Source organism: Arthrobacter sp. D5-1 (genome assembly GCF_017357425.1).
Lineage (GTDB): Bacteria > Actinomycetota > Actinomycetes > Actinomycetales > Micrococcaceae > Arthrobacter.
Genome location: NZ_CP014571.1, coordinates 2308021 through 2326206 on the forward strand (window position 1 = coordinate 2308021; position 18186 = coordinate 2326206).

Here is an 18186-nt window from a genome sequence, read left to right on the forward strand (position 1 = left end):
TCGCGCCCCTAAAGCTAAGGAAGCTTATGAATCCACACTAAGCACGCCTGAGGTCAGGTGCAAAACCGGGTGGTGTGTCCCTGCTGCCCGACGCTGGCTGCGCCTAGGTGCTGCTGCCGGAAGCGCCCGACGGCGGGAGGTCGCCGTCGTGCTTCTGTTTGACTCGGCGTGGACTGCTGTCGGCCGGCAGTGCCGCCGCAGGGGCCGTTGTGGCCCCGCGCTGGAGTTGCAGCAGGGCCAGCAGGGGGAACAACAGGACGGAGAGCATGCCGGCGCCGACAAGTGCGGAGGAGATTCCGCTGGTGATGAATCCCTGCTCCCGTCCGATGGTGGTTACGGCCACGATGATGGGCAGCCCCGTTGCCCCGAACAGCAGGATTGCCCGCTTATGGGCCCATGTCGAGCCCCGGGGCGCCGCCAGCAAGGACGGCAGGCCGCGGATGACCAGCAGGAGCACCAGGAACAGCGGGACCAAAGCGAGGGTAGCAGGGCTTGACGTCAACGCGCCGAGATCAAAATCAATACCGGTATCTATGAAGAAGATGGGCACCAGGAATCCGAAGGCGACCGCATCGATTTTTGTTTCAATGACTCTTCGGTCAGCTTCGGGAGCACGCGCGATGGTTACCTGCCAGAGGACGCCGGCCGCGAAGGCACCCAGCAGCATGTCCAGCCCCAGCACCATGCTCAGGACAACCAACGAGCTGAGGACCAGCATGATGGACCGCATGGCGAATTGGCTGCTGGTGTGGAGGGTCCTGGTGACCTGGGCGTGGAAGAGAGTGTGCCGTGCTTTTGAAGCGAAGTAGATGGATACGCCGGTCAGGAGGACAAATCCCAACAACACCACTGAAGCCGTTCCCACTTGCTTCCCGGAGAAGAAGAGTGAAATCGCAATCAGGGGACCAAACTCGCCTACGGCGCCCAGGGCTGCAACGGCAGTGCCGACGGGAGATGTGGATTCGCCCGCATCGCGGATGATGGGCAGCAAGGTTCCCAATGCTGTGGAGCACAAGGCCACTCCAATGATCACGGCGGCCTCGGGGGCGGGAGCCAGCACAAAGCCGGCGCCGACTCCGGCTGCCAGGGAGATCACCCATCCCGCGGAAGCACGTTTGATGGGGCGCCCGCGGATTGCCGTGAAGTCGATTTCGTTCCCTGCAACGAAAAACAGCATCGCCAGCCCAAAATCAGCCAAGGTGTCGGTGAACGGAGTGGATTCGATCCAGCCCAGCAGGCTGGGGCCAAACAGGATCCCCAGGACAATTTCGAAGACCACGATCGGCACCTTGATCACGGGATCAAGCAGCCGAACGGCTAGGGGAGCTGCAACTGCCAACGCTGCGATGAGGACCAGTGACGCGGACAGGCCTTGCATGTCAGGCCCCGGGCCGTCCGGGCCATGTCTTGCCCGCCCAAGGATCGTAGTCGGCAAGGAGTTCCTCCTGCGGCGGGCGCCCGCTGTCGGGAACGTGCTGCAGGTTGATCCGAACCCTGTACCAGAGCGAGCTGGATCCCCTCATCCCGTCAATAAGGACATCTGCCGGGTGCAAAGCGGAGACGACGTCCGGGTGCCGTTCTTTCCATTCCTCCAGCGCTGCGAGGGCTTCTGGTTTCGTTTTGGTGCGGGCCACCTCGATGAGTGGCATCGTGGGCATCCGGCGGCCTGAGCCGTCCCCGCTTCGCGGAGCCTTTTCTGCCGGGCCGAGCTCGGCAGCCAACGCCAGCAGCCCGTCGAGTGACCCCACGGCGTGGTCGATGCCGGCGTGGGGATCACCCACATCGGCATAGCGGCCAGGGACAGTGAGGACCGTGAACTGGTCCGGCCGGGCTGAGCGTACTTCTGCCCAGGTCAGTGGAGTTGAGACGCGGGCATCGGGGAGTGACCGGACCGAATAGGCGGAGGCAACGGTGCGGTCCTTGGCGTTCTGGTTGAAGTCGACGAACACGCTTTCACCCCGTTCCTCTTTCCACCACCTGGCGGTGGCGAGTCCCGGTGCGCGGTTCTCCACCTCCCTGGCCAGGGTTTCGGCGGCGAGCCGGACCTCGCGGTAGGACCAGTGCGGCGCGATCCGCACCAGGATGTGAAGCCCGCGCGAACCGCTCGTCTTCGGCCATCCCACCAACCCCACGTCGTCGAGGACGTCCTGTGCGACGTACGCGGTGTCCACGATCTGCGACCAATCCACACCCGGCATGGGGTCGAGGTCCACGCGAAGCTCGTCAGGGTGCTCAAGGTCCTCGGCGCGGACGGGGTGTGGATTGAGGTCCAGGCAGCCAAGGTTCACTACCCAGGCCAAGCCCGCGGCATCCCGGATGACCGTTTCTTCAGCGGAGGTTCCGGAGGAGTAGTGGAGCGTAGCTGTGTCGATGAACGGCGGATGGTTTTCCGGCACGCGCTTTTGGAAGAACGGCTCTGCATCGATGCCTTTGGGGAAGCGCTTGAGGACCATCGGCCGGCCGCCGGCTCCCCTCAGCGCACCATCGGCCACTTCAAGGTAGTAGCGGACCAGATCGAGTTTAGTCAGCCCGGGTTCCGGGAAAACCACTTTGTCCGGATTCGAGACACGAACCTCGGCACCGTCAATGTCAAGAATCTCCGCGGGGGTCTTGGAGGGGCTCATGCGGTCACGCTAGCAACGAACGGCTGTCCCAGCCAGAGGAATCGGAGAAAAAGTGGTTCCATGCTGTTGCCGGGGCCACTACATTTACGGAACTGGCATTTATAGTAGCGAAAACGTCTTCTCCAAACCCCGAAAAAACCAGAGGTACCCAGGCGTTTACCCCGCGGGGTGTATCCGTAGCGGTGGAATGCACATTGACGTTTTGAAGGCACATTGATGAAACAAATTTGTCCCGGCATCTATTATGTCTGCCCGGAAGGCTCACTAATGAAAGGGGAATGGATGGGGCTGGGTCTGGACCTTCGACAGAAATTGGCAAAGGTAAATGTCGAGACGGTTAACGGGAGGTTTTTCACGTTTTCTTGAATGACGAGGCCGAATTCATCCCCTGCCCCGGAACGCCTGGTAAGCATGGCGGAACGCCTCTTCGAGACGCGTTTGGCGGCCTGGAGGCATCCAGCCGCCGCCAAGGCAATCCGGCTATATTTGGCCATGTCAGCCCACCACCATCCACTGAGGGAGTCTGCACACTATGGCCAAGGAACTCGCCACCCAGCTCATCGAACAACTCCAGGCTGCCGGAGTGCAGCGGATCTACGGCATCGTCGGCGACAGCCTCAACCCGATCGTGGACGCTGTTCGCCAGACCGGAGGCTCGGCGAAGGGTGGCATCGACTGGATCCATGTACGTCACGAGGAAGCCGCGGCGTTCGCCGCCGCCGCGGAGGCGCAATTGACCGGCAGGCTCGCCGTTTGCGCAGGATCGTGCGGCCCCGGCAATTTGCACTTGATCAACGGCCTGTACGACGCCAACCGCACTGGAGCTCCGGTGCTGGCCATCGCCTCGCATATCCCCAGCAAGCAGATCGGCAGCGGTTTCTTCCAGGAAACCCATCCGGACCGGCTGTTCACGGAATGCTCGGTATATTCGGAACTGATCAGTACTGCCGAGCAGGCACCACGGGTCATGCACAGCGCCATCCAGAACGCCATCGCCATCAGGGGAGTATCAGTGGTTACGCTCCCGGGCGATATCGCCGGTCTCGAAGCCACGGCCCCCACGCCTTTGCCTGCCACGTTCCGGCCCGCAACGGTGGTGCCAGATCCTGCGGGCGTCCAGGATTTAGCCAAGGCCATTAACGACGCCGATAAGGTGGCTGTTTTCGCCGGTGCCGGCGTTGCGGGCGCCCACAGGGAACTTATGGCGCTGGCAGAGCTCATCAAAGCGCCCATTGGACACTCCCTCAGGGGCAAGGATTTTGTCCAGTACGACAATCCGTTCGATATTGGCATGACCGGTTTGCTCGGCTACGGTGCTGCAGCGGAGGGTATCGAGGATGCTGACCTGCTGATCCTGCTGGGCACCGACTTTCCGTACGATCAGTTCCTGCCGGATACCCGGACAGCCCAAGTGGACCGGGCCGCCCAGCGGCTGGGCCGGCGGACCGACGTCGATGTTGCCGTCCACGGCGACGTCCTGCCAACACTTCAAGCATTGCTGCCACTGATCCATGCAAAGAAGAGCCGCCGGTTCCTGGATCAGATGCTCAAGAAGCACGACCGCCTGATGAACAAAGCCGTGGGCGCCTACACCCGCAAAGTGGAGAAGAAGCAGCCGATTCACCCCGAATATGCTGCCTCCTTGCTGGACCAGGTGGCAGCAGAGGATGCCATCTTCACGGCTGACACCGGCATGTGCAACGTCTGGACCGCCCGCTACATCAACCCGTTGGGCACACGGCGACTGATCGGTTCCTTCCTCCACGGCTCCATGGCCAACGCGCTTCCGCACGCGATTGGTGCGCAAGTGGCGTATCCCGGCCGGCAGGTGGTCTCAGTCTCCGGTGATGGCGGCTTGTCCATGTTGCTGGGTGAGCTCATCACCGTTGCCGCGCACAAGCTGCCCGTGAACGTGGTGGTGTTTAACAACTCCACCCTGGGCATGGTCAAGCTGGAGATGCTGGTGGATGGACTCCCTGACTTCGGCGTGGACGTCCCGGACGCAAACTACGCCGAGGTTGCCAAGGCGCTGGGCTTCCACGCAGTGCGCGTCACGGATCCAGCGGACATCGAGGCTGCGTACAGGGAGGCCTTTGCGCACCCCGGACCGTCACTGGTGGAGCTCATTACCGATCCGAACGCGTTGTCCATTCCGCCGAAGATCTCCGGGTCCCAGGTCATCGGATTCGCGACTGCCATGTCCAAAGTGGTCCTGAACCGGGGCGCAGGCGAGGCCGTGAGCATGGCCAGCAGCAACCTGCGCAACATCCCGCGGCGTTGACTCACTGCCGGAGTGCGGCGGCCAGGTAAGGGGCCGTCCGGCTTTCCGTTGAACGGGCGACGACGGCGGGCGGACCGGTGGCGATCACCTCGCCACCGGCGTCGCCGCCGCCGGGTCCCAAATCGATCACCCAATCTGCGTCCGCCACCACGTCCATCTCGTGTTCGACCACGATCACGGTGTTGCCGGCGTCGACGAGCCTGTGAAGCTGCTTCATCAGCAACTGCACGTCAGCGGGGTGCAATCCGGTGGTGGGTTCGTCCAGCAGGTACAGGGTGTGCCCGCGCTGGACGCGCTGTAGTTCGGTGGCGAGCTTAATGCGTTGGGCTTCCCCGCCGGATAACTCCGTGGCGGGCTGCCCCAACCTGAGGTAACCCAGCCCGACTTCCTTCAAGGTTTGCAGGCTTCGCGAGACGGCCGGGAGATCTGAGAGGAACCCGGACGCTGTTGAAACGGTCATTCCCAGGACCTCCGCGATGGTCCGGCCACGGTAGGTAACTTCCAGGGTCTCCGGGTTGAAACGGGAACCGTTGCACTCAGGGCAGGGGCCGTAGCTTCCCGGCAGGAACAACAATTCCACCGCCACGAACCCTTCTCCCTGGCACGTTTCGCAGCGGCCGCCGGCGACGTTGAAGGAGAACCTTCCTGCGCCGAAACCCCGGGCACGGGCGCCATCAGTGGCCGCGAATTCTTTCCGCACACCATCGAAAAGGCCCGTGTAGGTGGCCAGGTTCGAGCGCGGAGTGCGGCCGATGGGCCTCTGGTCCACCTTCACGAGGCGATCGAGACGGTGCAGCCCGGACACGGCCGCAGTCCCCGGTACCGCAGTGGGCGACTCGCTGTCCGTGGACTCCGGGTGCAATTCGGCGCTGACAACATCGGCCAGAACCTGGCTGACCAACGTGGACTTACCCGAGCCGGAAACGCCCGTCACAGCCGTGAGCACACCCAGGGGAAAGTCGACCGCAAGCCCGCGGAGGTTGTGCCGGGTGATTCCTCGAAGTTCCAACGACTCATCCCATGGGCGGGCAGCACCTGTACCCGCGCGGCTGCCTTCGGGGAAAAGGAAGGGTCTGGTCACGGAATCCTGCACAGCTTCCAGGCCGCCCACGGGGCCGCTGTAAAGGACCTGGCCACCACCATCTCCGGCATGCGGTCCGACGTCCACCAACCAGTCCGCGGCCCGGACGAAGTCCATGTTGTGCTCCACAACGAACACTGAGTTTCCGGACGCCTTGAGCTGGTTGAGGACCTCAAGCAAGGGTTCGGCATCAGCCGGATGAAGTCCGGCGGACGGTTCATCCAGCACATAAATGACGCCGAACAACCCGGAGCGCAGCTGTGTGGCAATCCTGAGCCTTTGCATCTCGCCGGGAGAGAGCGTCGGCGTTGCGCGGCCCAGTGCCAGGTAGCCCAGGCCGAGTTCCAGGAGCACGGTAACCCTGGCGAGCAGGTCACGGGTGATGGCGACGGCCACCTCGTTGCCTTCGCCGGAGGTCTGGGTGCGGGACGCCGTGCCCGCGGCCGTGAGCTCGGCGGTGGGCCTGATGATCTCTGCCAGTTGCGTCATGGGCAGGGCGTTCAGCTCTGCGATGGTCTTACCGGCGAAGGTGACTGCGAGCGCGTCGGGCCTGAGTCCGCTGCCGTCGCACCGTGGGCATCGGCCGGTCTCCATGAAGCGCAGCACCCGGTCCCGCATGGTGGTGCTCTTGGAGTCCGCGAGCGTGTGGAGAACATAGCTTTTGGCGCTCCAGAACCTACCCTTGTAGGGCTTGGCAACGCGGTCGCGTTGGGGTGTCACTTCCACCACTGGCTGTTCCTCTGTGAAGAGAATCCAGTCCCGGTCCTTCTTCGGCAGTTTTTTCCACGGCGTGTCCACGTCGTAGCCCAGGTGGGTGAGGATGTCCCGAAGGTTCTTGCCTTGCCAGGCGCCCGGCCACGCGGCTATGGCACCGTCCCTAATGGTGAGGGAGGGGTCGGGAACCAAAGACGCTTCGCTGACCGTGTGGGCAACGCCCAGGCCATGGCACTCGGGGCATGCTCCGGCGGCGGTGTTGGGGGAGAACGCATCTGAGTCCAGTTGCTTGGCGCCTTGCGGATAACGCCCGGCCCGGGAGAACAGCATGCGCAGCGAGTTGGAGAGGGTTGTCACTGTACCCACGCTGGAGCGTGCGGTCGCGGTGCCGCGGCGTTGTTGGAGCGCGACGGCGGGTGGCAGCCCGGTGATGGACTCCACCTTGGGGTTGTGGCCCTGTTGGATGAGGCGGCGGGCGTAGGGTGCCACGGATTCGAAGTAGCGGCGCTGTGCTTCGGCAAAGATGGTGCCGAAGGCCAGGGAAGATTTGCCGGAGCCGGAGACGCCGGTGAAGGCGACGATCGCATCTCTGGGGACGTCCACGTCAACGGTGCGGAGGTTGTTTTCGCGTGCCCCCCGGACTCGGACAAAGCCATCCTCGGGGGCGGCAACCTGCGCTGCCGGCGCATGGGGAACTGGCCGCTGGGAATTTGTCAGTACTCTGTCCATTTCTATGACTCTAGCCGCGTTCGCGACTTGTCGCTTGGACGGGCCGGCTCCCGGCCTTGGCGCTAAGGGGCGGGGATGATGAATCGTGCCTGCCGGCAGGCGTCGCTTTGCTGTTTGGTTGAGGGATCCCCGGACCCGGCTCCGGGCCGGCACTGATCAAGAAGAACTGATCCGGTCCGCTCAAACGGTAGTGCAGCAGGGTCCCCAGGAGGAGAATGCGGATTATGGCTGACGAAACCCTGGATGAACAGCGCACCAACGAGAACGTGGTCAAGCGGCTGATCGACTGCATCAACAATCGTCATATCGAGGTCATGGATGAGCTGTTCCATGACGACGCCGTGATGCATTGGCCTCAATCCGGGGAAGTGGTTCGCGGGGCGGAGAACCGCAGGGCCATCTACAGCGCCTTCCCACAACTCCCCACCATTACGCCGCGGCGCCTCCTGGGTGGCGGCAACCTGGTCACCGCTGAGGCCCTGCTGGACTATGGCGGACCTACCTATGAGACGGTCTTCATCTTTGAATTCCGCGACGGCAGGATTGCCAAGGAAACAGCCTACTGGAGCGAAGCCTTCCAAGCTCCCGAGTGGCGCTCCCAGTGGGTTGAGGTCACCAAGGCCTAGGCGATCCCAGGACCGCCCCGCAAATCGGCTTCACTCTGCTGGAGGCCGGCGCCGTTGCTGCTTGGTTGCGGACCTGATTTCCTTGGCTGCGCGGTGCCGGCGGGCCGAGCCGCGGGTGGGCTTGGAGGGGCGGCGAATAACTTCCGGGACAAGGCCGGCCCTGACGATGTCAGCGAGTTTGGCCAGGGCGATCTCCCGGTTCCGCAGCTGTGACCGCTCCTCGGCGGCCGTCACTGTGATCACTCCGTCGACAAGTCGTGGCCCAAGGCGCCTGAGCAGCATCTGGAGCTGCCCATCCGTCAGCGCCGCAGTTTTGGCAACGTTCCACATCAGCTCTGCGCGGCTGTCTGTGGTGTTGACATGCTGGCCGCCGGGTCCCGACGAACGCGAAAAGCGCCAGGACAGCTCCGAGGCGGGAACCATCACTGTGGGGGAGATGCGCAGGTCCATGGGTCTAGCCTCGCACGTCCCGAGCCGTGCCGGGTCGGCAAAGGCAGGGACATCCTCCGACACGGTTTTAGAAATTAGGTAAGGCTAAGCTAATCTTTCGTTTTGTGATTGAACTGAGTGAACTCTCCGGGCTTGAAGCCACAGAGCTGGTCCTCCGCTATGGGGACAAGGACGTGGTGCACGGTGCCGGGCTCCACCTGGAGCCAGGCCGCATTGTGGCCTTGGTAGGTCCGAACGGCAGCGGCAAGTCCACGCTGCTCCGTGCGCTCGCCCGTCTGCATGAGGCTTCCTCCGGAACAGTGACGGTCCGGCCCGCCGGCGGAGAAGCATCCGATGCGCTGTTGATGAAGCGCAGTGACTTCGCACGCCACGTAACGTTGCTGTCGCAGAGCCGGCCTGTGCCGCACGGACTGAGCGTTCGTGACGTCGTGGAGTTCGGTCGCCATCCGTACCGCGGACGGTGGCGTGCTGCCGATCCCGAGGGCCCCGCTGCTGTCCACCGTGCCATGGAACTGACAGGCGTTGCTGAACTTGCCGATCGTGGTGTCCAGGAACTCTCCGGCGGACAACTGCAACGGGTATGGCTGGCAAGCTGCCTGGCCCAGGACACGTCGGTGTTGCTCCTCGACGAACCCACCAACCACCTGGACCTCCGGTACAAAGTGGAAATTTTTGACCTGGTCTACGACCTCGCCCGCGTCCACGGTGTGGCGATTGGCGTGGTTTTGCACGACCTCGATGAAGCAGCCGCGCTGGCCGACCACGTGGTGGTTCTCTCGGAGGGTCGGATTGCAGCGGCGGGTCCAGCCCACGAAGCCCTCGATGCAGCGCTGTTGAGCGACGTCTATTCAATCCCCATCGTCACCCATACTGACCCGCTGACAGGCAGGCTGCGCACCCGCGCGGTGGGCCGGCACAACGACAGCTGAAGACTTCCAAGACAACGTCAGCACCCCAACACGAAAGGGACCCCGTGTCCATGAAGATTCACAAGGCCTTGGCCGCCACTGCTGCCTTGGCAGTCCTGCTCACCGGCTGCGGCACTACCGAAGGACCTGCCAGCCAGGCGTCCAACACTGCGGCGGCCGGCGAAGCCATCACCGTAACCGACGCCCGCGGCACCGAAGTCAAGCTCGACGGCCCAGCCAAGCGAGTGGTGGGCACCGAATGGAACGTGGTGGAGAACCTGACCACCCTCGGCGTCATGCCGGTTGGCGTTGCAGACGTCAAGGGATACAGCGCCTGGGTTACCGCCGGCACGCTGGACAGCACTCCCACGGACATTGGAACCCGTAACGAGCCCAGCTTCGACACCATTGCGTCGCTGGATCCTGACCTGATCGTTGCGACCACTGATCTTGCCGAACCAGTCATCAAGCAGCTCGAAGAGTTGGCTCCCGTTGTGGTGGTGAAGTCTGCCGATGGCAGCCGCCAGATTGCTCAGGCTGAAGACAACTTGAAGCTGGTCGCCAAGGCGACCGGCACGGAGAAGAAGGCCGACGAGGTCATCGGTGCGTTTGATGCCGCCGTCATCAAGGGCAAAGCCGATCTCGAGAAGGCCGGCCTCGGCGGTTCCCGCGTGGCGTTCGCCGACGGCTGGGTTGCTGACGGCAAGGTTTCCATCCGCCCCTACACCAAGGGATCCCTGCTGGCTGACATTAATACGGAACTGGGGCTCGTCGACCCCTGGACAGTTGAAGGGGACCCTGCGTATGGCTTGGGCTCCACAGACGTCGAAGGCCTGACTGCCGTCGATGCCGACCACTTTGTCTACATCACCAACAGTGCCGACGGTGACTTCACCGAGCAGTTGACGGACAACGCTGTGTGGAAGTCCCTTCCGTTCGTGACCTCCGGCAACGTGCACCGCCTTGCTGATGGCATCTGGATGTTCGGTGGCCCTGCCTCGATGACCCAGTATGTCGACGCGATCGTCGCGTCCCTCACCAAGTAGTCCCACCTCATGACCGACACTGCGAAGAGGCCCGTCATGACCGTACCCACGGCCGTGGCGGGTACTCCCGTCCCCGCACCGCCCACCGGACACGGCGCCCGGCAAGGAGCCCGGCGTCTTGCCGGACCGGTCCTTGTGGCTGCGGCCGGGATGGTTGTCCTGGTGTTGTTGTCGGCGCTCCACCTCACGCAAGGAACGGCCGACGTCGGCCCGTTGCAGTTGCTGGGGCTGGTCACCGGTGGCGGAACTGACCAGGACACCGCAGTGTTGGTCGCCTCGCGCATACCGCGGCTTTTCGCCGGCCTGTTGGTCGGCGTCGCGTTGGGGGTGGCCGGTGCAGCCCTGCAGTCGGCCACCCGCAACGTTCTTGCTTCCCCGGACACGCTGGCGGTCAACGCCGGAGCCCACTTTGCCATCGTGGCAGTTGCCGCCTTCGGGCTGACGCTGCCGGCGCTGCTGTCGGGCGGTATTGCCTTTATCGGCGGTCTGGCTGCGGCGATGCTGGTTCTGGCATTGTCCGGCGGGGGAGCCAACGGCAACGGCGGTCCCATCCGTTTGGTGTTGGCCGGCACGGCGCTGGCCCTCGGCCTGCATTCGTCCACCAGCGCGCTGTTGCTGTTGTTCAGCCAGGAAACCACCGGTCTCTACGCCTGGGGGCAGGGCAGCCTTGCCCAGTCACGCACCGATGAACTGATCCAGTTCACACCGGTCATTCTTCTGGCCATTGCAGGCTTGTTCCTCCTCGCCCGCAGGATGGATTTGCTCGGTCTGGGCGACGACGCCTCCCGGCTGGCAGGTGCGGATCCGCGCCTGGCCCGGGTCGGCGCCGTCGTACTTGCCGTCGTCCTGTCCGCAGCGGCAATAACGATCGCCGGTCCGATTGGCTTCGTGGGTCTCTGTGCCCCGGCCATTGTTCGGCTGCTGGCCTCCCGGCTCCGCGGCCTTGGCCGACACCGGGCGTTGCTGCCAATCTCCGGTGTGGCCGGTGCAGTGGTGGTCATCGGGGCCGACGTTCTTGTCCGTGGCCTCTTCGGTGCCCAAGCCGGCGTCGAAGTTCCCACCGGTGCAGTCACTACGGTCTTCGGCGCCGTTTTCCTGGTGGCACTGGCCATGCGGATGTCCGACGCCGGCTTGAGTGTTGCAGGCGACGCTTTGGCGCGGCTGCGTTCACGCCGGTTCTTCCTCACGGTATTGATCGGGCTGCTGGTGCTGCTCACGGGCTTGCTGGTGGCGGGCGCGTTGCTGGGCGATGCGAAACTCTTGCTCGGTGATCTGGTCAATTGGCTCACGGGCCAGTCCGGAAACCGTGTCAGTGCCGTGCTGGGTACCCGCGTGCCGCGGGTCCTGGCAGCAGTTCTTGCCGGAGCTGCCCTGGCTCTTGCCGGTGCGCTCATCCAGGCAGTCTCCCGGAACTCCTTGGCCGAGCCTGGGATTCTGGGAGTCTCCGGTGGCGGCGGACTGGCGGCAATCATCGTCATCACCACGGTCCCCACCGCGGGCTCGTGGGTCATCACCGGCTCTGCGCTGGGCGGCGCGGCATTGTCCGCGCTGCTGGTCTTCGGCCTCGCCTTCCGCGGAGGGCTGCAGCAGAACCGCCTGGTATTGATAGGCATTGGTGTCTCCGCGGGATTGGCCGCGATGATTACAGTCCTCCTGGTGAGTACGGACCCGTTCAACCAGACCAAGGCGCTGACGTGGTTGTCCGGCTCCACGTATGGCCGTAATTTCGCGTCGGTCCTGCCTCCCCTCCTTGCTTTGCTGGTCTCGCTGCCTGTGCTGGCGGGAATGCGGCGGGATCTGGACCTTATTGCGGTAGATGATGATTCTCCCCGTGTGCTGGGCATCGGGCTGTCCGGATCACGCCTGCTCCTGTTGTCGGTCGCAGTGCTCTTGACAGCGGGTGCTGTCTCATCGGTGGGCGTGATCGCATTTGTTGGTTTGGTGGCCCCCCACGCAGCCCGGACCCTGGTGGGGGCGCGGCATTCCCGCGTCCTTCCCGCAGCCGCCCTTATTGGGGCCGGCACGGTGGTGTTCGCAGACGTGATTGGCAGGACTGCCATAGCACCCGCACAGATCCCCGCGGGAATCATGACGGCCTTGGTGGGAGCGCCGTACTTCGTCTATCTGCTGTGGCGGTCCCGGGTGGACCGAAACGTCTGACCTCCCGCTCCAAGACCTCCCGGACACTGGCCTCCACCACATAGGATCGACTGTATGGCCGGTACAGTGGACGTTCTTGGCCCCATTCTGGAAATGATGACCTGGGTGGGGTTCGTCCCGGGCGTGCCCTTGCTGATCAGTGCCTGGATCATCGCCAAGCGCCGATGCGTTTGGGTGACCGCGGACGGTGAACGCTTTGCCGCGGGCGGATTCATGGGCCTCCACTGGGTGGACCAGTCAGACGAGGAACGCAAAGTCCTGCTGGATGTCCCGGCTGGTGCCGGAGGCTATGAGCCGCGGGCAGTAGTGGTGCATTATGACGTCTGCCATCCTTCGAGATGCTCGCTTGAACCACCGCGGCACGACCATACAGTGCTGATTGTCGGTTGGATCCTCACTGGCGTTGGCATCCTGAGCACGCTGGGCGGATTTGCCCTCCTGGTGCTTTAGTCCTGAACCCCTCGAATGACTCTCCGGACCGGATAAGGGAATCGTTGGGGAGACAGGATTTTCACCGTGGTTGCTCAACCCGATCGTCAAAGAAGGGGACCAGGCAGTCCGCGTAGTGGTTCAAGGCCTCGGTAAAGGAGAGCAGCCGGATGGTATCCGAAGTGGCAGTTTCCGTTGCGTCGGCGCGAGCTTCATCAACAAGGCACAGCAGCGGTTCTGCACTGAATCCGTTCGCGGTCAAGGTGGCAATTCCCCAAGGATGGTGGGGATCCGCCACCGAGATGCCAGCAGAATCGAAAGTGTCCCGGAGGACATTGCCCGTCACTGTCCGCCACGACTGGAGGTACGGCGGCCTTAGTTGTTCGATAAGGTCCTCGTCGTTGGCCTCATAGGCTGAACGCAGCGCCGTAGTGAGACCGTCCCACTCCTGGGCGTCGCGGACCATGAGGTGCGCGGCCCGCAGGTGGGCAAGTGTTTCGTCCAACGTCATGGCAGTCCCCAAACTTCCCGTCGTTTGCGTGCCCCGGACAGGCATGCCTGACCGCCGTCGGCCGTCATCATCAAGGAGAACGGACAACAGGCCGCCATGATTCCCGGCAGGCCGGGTGCTGTGCATTTCCGGCCTTTACCGACATTCCTTGGCCGCCTAGTAAATCAGTAGTCTTACTATTAGGCTGGCCGTTTGGGGAAAGTCCCCGGCACGGAAAAGAGCGAGGCGAGGCATGACTGAAGAGCAGGACATCAAGAAGGTCACGGACATCATCAACGACTCCAGGATCGGAATGCTGACCACCATCAACGAAGACGGCGCGCTGGTCAGCCGTCCGCTCGCCGTACAAGACGTCAAGGACGACGGCGACATGTGGTTCTTTACGGGACTGGACACCTCGCAGGTCGCGCATGTCCGGCAGGATGCCCGGGTGAACGTGTCCTTCGGCAAGAACACGGAGTGGGTTTCAGTAGCGGGTACGGCTGAAGTTGTTACGGATCGCCGGAAAATCCGCGAACTGTGGAACCAAGTGGTGGAAGCCTGGTACCCGGATGGACCGGATACTCCGGAAGTGTGCCTGCTGCACGTCGATTCGGACTCGGCTGAATACTGGACCAGTCCGGGTGGAACAGCCGCTACGGTACTTCAGTGGGTCAAGTCCAAGGTCACCAACTCCCGGTTCAGCGTCGGCGAGAGCGGAACAGTGGAACTCTGAACCACCGTGGATGACGCAGAGCGGTTCAAGGTCCTCCTTACGGAGGAACGGGACCGAAAAATGAAGCTGGTGGAAGCACTGCGCAGCGACATCACCTCGGTGAGCCTCGCACGGCAGGACTCCAATGTGGATGACGAACATGATCCCGAGGGCAGCACCATCGCGTTTGAGCTTTCGCAGGCTGAAGCCCTCTTGGAGCAAAGCCGCGCAGGCCTGGAGGAGATCAATGCTGCCCTGGAGCGGATTGTCGAGGGCAGCTACGGGAGGTGCCAGGTGTGCGGCGCGGACATTCCGGAGGCCAGGCTCGAGGCCCGGCCGTGGACGCCCTTCTGCGTGGAGCACGCCTCCAGCCGGCGCCGGTGAGCTACCCGGACATGCCCGGCGAGACGGGGATGAACTCGATGGTTTGCTGGACCTTCTTCCGGGGTCCTCGGTTGAACCCTTTCGCGTCCAGGTTGTTGCCGGCGCGATAAGCAGCCAGCGCCTCGTCGTAGATGTCGTTGAGCCGTTGCCCGGTGAAAACTTCCTGGGTTCCGTCAGTGAAGAGTATGGACACTGAAGCACCGCCAGGGAAGTGTCTCTTCATCCGGACGAAGCCCTCAGGGTCTTGCTGCAGGGAGATCAAAGGTGGACCGCGCTTTCTTTAGTGGTTAGTGACAGTTTCCCGCACTTTCCGGCCACCGCCGTCTTTGGTACCTGGCCGGTTGCGGGCAGGAACCCGGGTGACGGCTTCGCGCCGTTCACCAACAGTGTTGAGAATCGAGCCGATGCCATCCACCCTCATTCCCACGGAATCCCCTGTCTTCAAAGGCGGGGGAGTCCTGGCGCCGTTCCGGCCCCAGAGTTCGGCCAGGCAGCCGCTGCCGCCGGTTCCTGAACCCAGGACGTCGCCTGGCCGGACCACCGAGTCCTGGGAGGCATAGGCCACGAGCTCAGCGAAGGGCCAGCCCATGTTGGACAGGAGGTCCCCGCCAATGGCCTCACCGTTGACCTCCACCGCCATGGCCAGGGGGAGAAAACCCTGCTCGTCGTGCAGGTGCTCGAACTCATCAGCGGTCACGATCCAGGGCCCCAGGGTATTGGCGAAGTCCTTTCCTTTACAGGGGCCAAGGCTGACCTTCATCTCCCGCCTTTGAAGGTCACGCGCCGACCAATCGTTGAGAATGGTGTAACCGAAGATGTGGCGGTGCGCGTCCGGGGCGGACAGGTTCCTGCCCTCACTGCCTGGTACGTGTCCGACGACGGCCGCGACTTCGGTCTCGAAGTCCAGCTCGCTGCAACCCGCAGGAATGCCGATCACCTCGCCGGTGCCGGTCACCGTATGAGGATTCGTGAAATAGAACGTCGGCGCTTCGTACCATTCGGCCACTACGCCTGCCACACCGTCGATGCTCTTGCGAACCCCCTCAACATGCTCCTCGAAGGCAACAAAATCCCTGATGGTGCCCGGTAGCAGCGGGGCCAGCAACTGCACGTCCCGCAAGGCAACAGGACGTACGGTCCGGCGCGTTTCCGCGGCGATGGACAGAGTCTCTTCCAGACCGGCCTGCAGGAGGTGCTGGACGGTGCGTCCCTCGGACAGCGCAAGGCAGTTGTCGTCGTCGACGAACCCTTCCCGAGTACCGCCGTCGTAGTTCCAGCGGGCAATCTTGACCATGGTTTCTTCCTTAGACGGTGGGGCGGGCGGCGGGGGCTGCCGCGGAGGTGATACCGAGACGGCCGGCGTTGCCGGCAAGTACCCGGGTGATATCGGCGTCGGAGAGGCCGGCGGCATGAACCTCCGCAACAGGGTGGTCCGAGCCCATGTCAAAGGGGTAGTCAGAGCCGAGCATCACTTGGGTGGGCCCGGCAGCTTCGATGAGCGCCCTGAGTTCGCGGGGATGGTGGACCAGCGAATCGAAGAAGATCCGCCGAAGATAGGACGACGGCGGTTCGGCGCACTGCCGCGCCTCGGGCCGGACCTTCCAGGCATGGTCCGAACGGCCGATCGTGGTGGGAAGGTAACCCCCGCCATGGGCGGCGAGGATCCGCAGGTCCGGGTACCGGTCCAGGACCCCGCTGAAGATGAGGTGGGACAGGGCCACAGCGTTCTCGGCCGGCTGGGACACGGTGTTGGCCAGGTAAAACCGGTCTAGACGCTCGTCCAGGGAACAGCCGAACGGATGCAGGAAGACCAGGGCACCCAATTCCTCCGCCCGGCTCCAAAAGGACTCCAACCGGGGATCCGACAGCTCCACGGTGGTGCGCTCCGCAGCCTCGGGCGTGCCGGCGAATGATCCGATCTCCACACCAGCCAAACCGCATTCCGTCACGGCGTGCTCCAGCGCTTCGACCATGAGATGGGGATGCTGCAAAGGAACGAGCCCGAGTCCGTTCAGCCGGTCCGGAGCCCTGTCGATGAGCTCACGGACTGCCGCATTCGCCTGCTTGGCCAACGCCAGTGCGAGCTCCGCACGGGCAAAGTAATAGAAGTGCGAGGGTGACGGGGAGACGAGTTGGACATCCACGCCTTGGGCGTCCATGTCTTTCAGGCGTCGGGTGAGGTCAGTGAGCTGTTGCCACCGCTCCTTGATCATGGCGCCTGAGGTGGCCATGGATTCAGGACCGTTTCTCAGGGCTTCCAGGGCCTGGAGGGCCGCGAATCCCTCCGGGTCACCTTCCGCCACTGCTTGTTGGAGTGCCGGAATGAGGACGTGCGCGTGGACATCGATGACGGATTGGTGGTCTGTGGCAAGGGTGTTCATGCAGGTTCCTTCAGCATGGTTGACAGGGAATTCATCAGTCCGGGCACATCGGCGTCCCGGACGCCGTCCAGCATCCACTGCCCCAACTGGACCGATGCCTGTACCACGGCTGTCGCCCGCTCCAAGCGTCGATCCGTGAACTCTTTCCATAAGGTCTCGGTGAGGTGGTCGGCGGAGATCAGGAGTTCCGCAAGCACTGCCGCATCCTCCAAGGCCATGGCGGCCCCTTGGGCGACCGTCGGGGGGCAGCTGTGGGCGGCGTCCCCGATGATGACGGTGCTCCCGCGATTCCACGGGCCTTCCACCAAGTGCGAGGTGAACCACGTGTAATTGATGCGGGCGCTGTGGTCCAGGTTGTCCCTGATTTCGTTCCACGGGCCACCGTAGGCCGCAGCAAGTTCTGCCATGACCTGTGGGCCGTCTTCGTGCCTGCGTTCCTGCGCCTTTTCCACGAGGTAGGCGTAAATGGTGTCCGGTCCGGTGGGGCAATAGCCGGCAATGAAGCATGGGCCACCGTAGGTGAGATCGGTCCGGACTACGTCTTCGGGCCGTTCGACGAAGGCGCGCCAAATGCCCATGCCGGTGGGTTTGGGCTCGACGTCGATGCCGATCGCTGTGCGGACTGCGGAATGGAGCCCGTCAGCGCCTATGAGGAGATCATAGGAGGCACTGGAACCATCGGCCGTGCGGACCGTGACGGTGCCGCCGTCGTCAGCTATGTCGGTGACGGTTTTGCCATAGCTGATGCGGGCGCCTGCTTGTTGGGCCCGGTCCCGGAGGATGGCGGTCAAGTCCGGCCGGTACATTCCGAGCGTTGCCGGAAGATCGTCGCCACCGGTCCGGATGTCCTCCAGGACTGCGATGACTGTGCCGGCGGGGTCGGGGGCGCGCAGGCCAAGGGTGCTGAAAGCGTACCCTTGTGCTTGCACCTGATCCCAGACTCCCAGGTTGCGGAGGATTCGCAGGGCGTTGCCTTGGAGCGTTATCCCTGAGCCCAGGGTTTGCGGTTCCGCGGCCTTCTCCAGGACCTCCACCTCGATACCTGCATCGGCCAGGAGGATGGCGGCAGTAAGCCCCGCGGCTCCCGCTCCGACGATTCCGACCCTCTTTACTGCTGCCATCTGAAGACTCCTTTGTGTCGACGGCGTTGCTGCCTGGTGTGCTGCCT

At 63.5% G+C, this 18186-nt stretch carries 17 protein-coding genes; 8 read left to right on the plus strand and 9 right to left on the minus strand.

Features of this window, described 5'->3' with window-relative positions:
• Positions 1–103: 103 nt before the first annotated feature.
• The gene (locus AYX22_RS10485; protein ID WP_207597355.1) at positions 104–1378 is read right to left on the minus strand and encodes a cation:proton antiporter; all 1275 of its coding nucleotides are present in this window, start codon (positions 1376–1378) and stop codon (positions 104–106) included.
• A 1-nt stretch (position 1379) separates the two neighbouring features.
• The gene (gene ligD, locus AYX22_RS10490; protein WP_207597356.1) at positions 1380–2624 is read right to left on the minus strand and encodes a non-homologous end-joining DNA ligase; all 1245 of its coding nucleotides are present in this window, start codon (positions 2622–2624) and stop codon (positions 1380–1382) included.
• Positions 2625–3156: 532 nt separating this feature from the next.
• On the opposite strand from ligD, the gene AYX22_RS10495 reads away from it, so the two are divergent.
• Complete coding sequence (locus tag AYX22_RS10495; RefSeq protein WP_207597357.1) at positions 3157–4905, plus strand: pyruvate dehydrogenase; 1749 nt, start codon at positions 3157–3159, stop codon at positions 4903–4905.
• A gap of 1 nt (position 4906) precedes the next feature.
• Here the strand turns inward: AYX22_RS10495 and uvrA are convergent, their stop codons facing one another.
• Entirely contained in the window at positions 4907–7429 is a 2523-nt protein-coding gene (gene uvrA, locus AYX22_RS10500; protein ID WP_207597358.1) for an excinuclease ABC subunit UvrA, read from the minus strand.
• 224 nt (positions 7430–7653) lie between these two features.
• Here uvrA and AYX22_RS10505 point away from each other — a divergent pair, with 224 nt between their 5' ends.
• Positions 7654–8055 (plus strand): nuclear transport factor 2 family protein, encoded by a 402-nt coding sequence (locus tag AYX22_RS10505; protein ID WP_242703594.1) that lies wholly within the window; start codon positions 7654–7656, stop codon positions 8053–8055.
• A gap of 30 nt (positions 8056–8085) precedes the next feature.
• Here AYX22_RS10505 and arfB read toward each other — a convergent pair whose 3' ends face one another.
• Entirely contained in the window at positions 8086–8505 is a 420-nt protein-coding gene (gene arfB, locus AYX22_RS10510) for an alternative ribosome rescue aminoacyl-tRNA hydrolase ArfB (RefSeq protein ID WP_207597360.1), read from the minus strand.
• 104 nt (positions 8506–8609) lie between these two features.
• On the opposite strand from arfB, the gene AYX22_RS10515 reads away from it, so the two are divergent.
• From AYX22_RS10515 to AYX22_RS10530, 4 genes are read left to right on the plus strand one after another with little or no spacing between them, the layout of a single operon-like run.
• Positions 8610–9434, plus strand: coding sequence for an ABC transporter ATP-binding protein (locus AYX22_RS10515; RefSeq protein WP_207597361.1), 825 nt, complete (start codon positions 8610–8612; stop codon positions 9432–9434).
• 44 nt (positions 9435–9478) lie between these two features.
• The gene (locus tag AYX22_RS10520; RefSeq protein WP_278251953.1) at positions 9479–10459 is read left to right on the plus strand and encodes an iron-siderophore ABC transporter substrate-binding protein; all 981 of its coding nucleotides are present in this window, start codon (positions 9479–9481) and stop codon (positions 10457–10459) included.
• Between the two features lie 9 nt (positions 10460–10468).
• The gene (locus tag AYX22_RS10525) at positions 10469–12619 is read left to right on the plus strand and encodes an iron ABC transporter permease (RefSeq protein WP_207597363.1); all 2151 of its coding nucleotides are present in this window, start codon (positions 10469–10471) and stop codon (positions 12617–12619) included.
• Between the two features lie 54 nt (positions 12620–12673).
• Entirely contained in the window at positions 12674–13069 is a 396-nt protein-coding gene (locus AYX22_RS10530; protein ID WP_089594989.1) for a hypothetical protein, read from the plus strand.
• 61 nt (positions 13070–13130) lie between these two features.
• Here AYX22_RS10530 and AYX22_RS10535 read toward each other — a convergent pair whose 3' ends face one another.
• Positions 13131–13559 carry a hypothetical protein gene (locus AYX22_RS10535; protein ID WP_242703595.1) on the minus strand — a complete coding sequence of 143 codons (429 nt, stop codon included), beginning with the start codon at positions 13557–13559 and terminating at the stop codon, positions 13131–13133.
• A 232-nt stretch (positions 13560–13791) separates the two neighbouring features.
• Between AYX22_RS10535 and AYX22_RS10540 the strand changes: the two genes are divergently transcribed.
• Both AYX22_RS10540 and AYX22_RS10545 read left to right on the plus strand, forming a co-directional pair.
• On the plus strand, positions 13792–14274 hold the full coding sequence (locus tag AYX22_RS10540; protein ID WP_207597364.1) for a pyridoxamine 5'-phosphate oxidase family protein: 483 nt from the start codon (positions 13792–13794) through the stop codon (positions 14272–14274).
• A 6-nt stretch (positions 14275–14280) separates the two neighbouring features.
• On the plus strand, positions 14281–14637 hold the full coding sequence (locus tag AYX22_RS10545) for a TraR/DksA C4-type zinc finger protein (RefSeq protein WP_207597365.1): 357 nt from the start codon (positions 14281–14283) through the stop codon (positions 14635–14637).
• A gap of 1 nt (position 14638) precedes the next feature.
• Here the strand turns inward: AYX22_RS10545 and AYX22_RS10550 are convergent, their stop codons facing one another.
• From AYX22_RS10550 to AYX22_RS10565, 4 genes are read right to left on the minus strand one after another with little or no spacing between them, the layout of a single operon-like run.
• Positions 14639–14899, minus strand: coding sequence for a hypothetical protein (locus AYX22_RS10550; protein WP_207597366.1), 261 nt, complete (start codon positions 14897–14899; stop codon positions 14639–14641).
• Between the two features lie 18 nt (positions 14900–14917).
• On the minus strand, positions 14918–15931 hold the full coding sequence (locus tag AYX22_RS10555) for a fumarylacetoacetate hydrolase family protein (RefSeq protein ID WP_207597367.1): 1014 nt from the start codon (positions 15929–15931) through the stop codon (positions 14918–14920).
• A gap of 10 nt (positions 15932–15941) precedes the next feature.
• The gene (locus AYX22_RS10560) at positions 15942–17018 is read right to left on the minus strand and encodes an amidohydrolase family protein (RefSeq protein WP_207597368.1); all 1077 of its coding nucleotides are present in this window, start codon (positions 17016–17018) and stop codon (positions 15942–15944) included.
• The gene (locus AYX22_RS10565) at positions 17015–18139 is read right to left on the minus strand and encodes an FAD-dependent monooxygenase (RefSeq protein ID WP_207597369.1); all 1125 of its coding nucleotides are present in this window, start codon (positions 18137–18139) and stop codon (positions 17015–17017) included. The genes AYX22_RS10560 and AYX22_RS10565 overlap by 4 nt, the downstream gene beginning before the upstream one ends.
• Positions 18140–18186 lie beyond the last annotated feature (47 nt).

Coding starts and splice junctions, on each gene's coding strand:
- AYX22_RS10485 (WP_207597355.1), bottom strand. CDS start 1,378: ATGCAAGGCCTGTCCGCGTCACTGGTCCTCATCGCAGCGTTGGCAGTT.
- ligD (WP_207597356.1), bottom strand. CDS start 2,624: ATGAGCCCCTCCAAGACCCCCGCGGAGATTCTTGACATTGACGGTGCC.
- AYX22_RS10495 (WP_207597357.1), top strand. CDS start 3,157: ATGGCCAAGGAACTCGCCACCCAGCTCATCGAACAACTCCAGGCTGCC.
- uvrA (WP_207597358.1), bottom strand. CDS start 7,429: ATGGACAGAGTACTGACAAATTCCCAGCGGCCAGTTCCCCATGCGCCG.
- AYX22_RS10505 (WP_242703594.1), top strand. CDS start 7,654: ATGGCTGACGAAACCCTGGATGAACAGCGCACCAACGAGAACGTGGTC.
- arfB (WP_207597360.1), bottom strand. CDS start 8,505: ATGGACCTGCGCATCTCCCCCACAGTGATGGTTCCCGCCTCGGAGCTG.
- AYX22_RS10525 (WP_207597363.1), top strand. CDS start 10,469: ATGACCGACACTGCGAAGAGGCCCGTCATGACCGTACCCACGGCCGTG.
- AYX22_RS10530 (WP_089594989.1), top strand. CDS start 12,674: ATGGCCGGTACAGTGGACGTTCTTGGCCCCATTCTGGAAATGATGACC.
- AYX22_RS10535 (WP_242703595.1), bottom strand. CDS start 13,559: ATGACGTTGGACGAAACACTTGCCCACCTGCGGGCCGCGCACCTCATG.
- AYX22_RS10540 (WP_207597364.1), top strand. CDS start 13,792: ATGACTGAAGAGCAGGACATCAAGAAGGTCACGGACATCATCAACGAC.
- AYX22_RS10555 (WP_207597367.1), bottom strand. CDS start 15,931: ATGGTCAAGATTGCCCGCTGGAACTACGACGGCGGTACTCGGGAAGGG.
- AYX22_RS10560 (WP_207597368.1), bottom strand. CDS start 17,018: ATGAACACCCTTGCCACAGACCACCAATCCGTCATCGATGTCCACGCG.
- AYX22_RS10565 (WP_207597369.1), bottom strand. CDS start 18,139: ATGGCAGCAGTAAAGAGGGTCGGAATCGTCGGAGCGGGAGCCGCGGGG.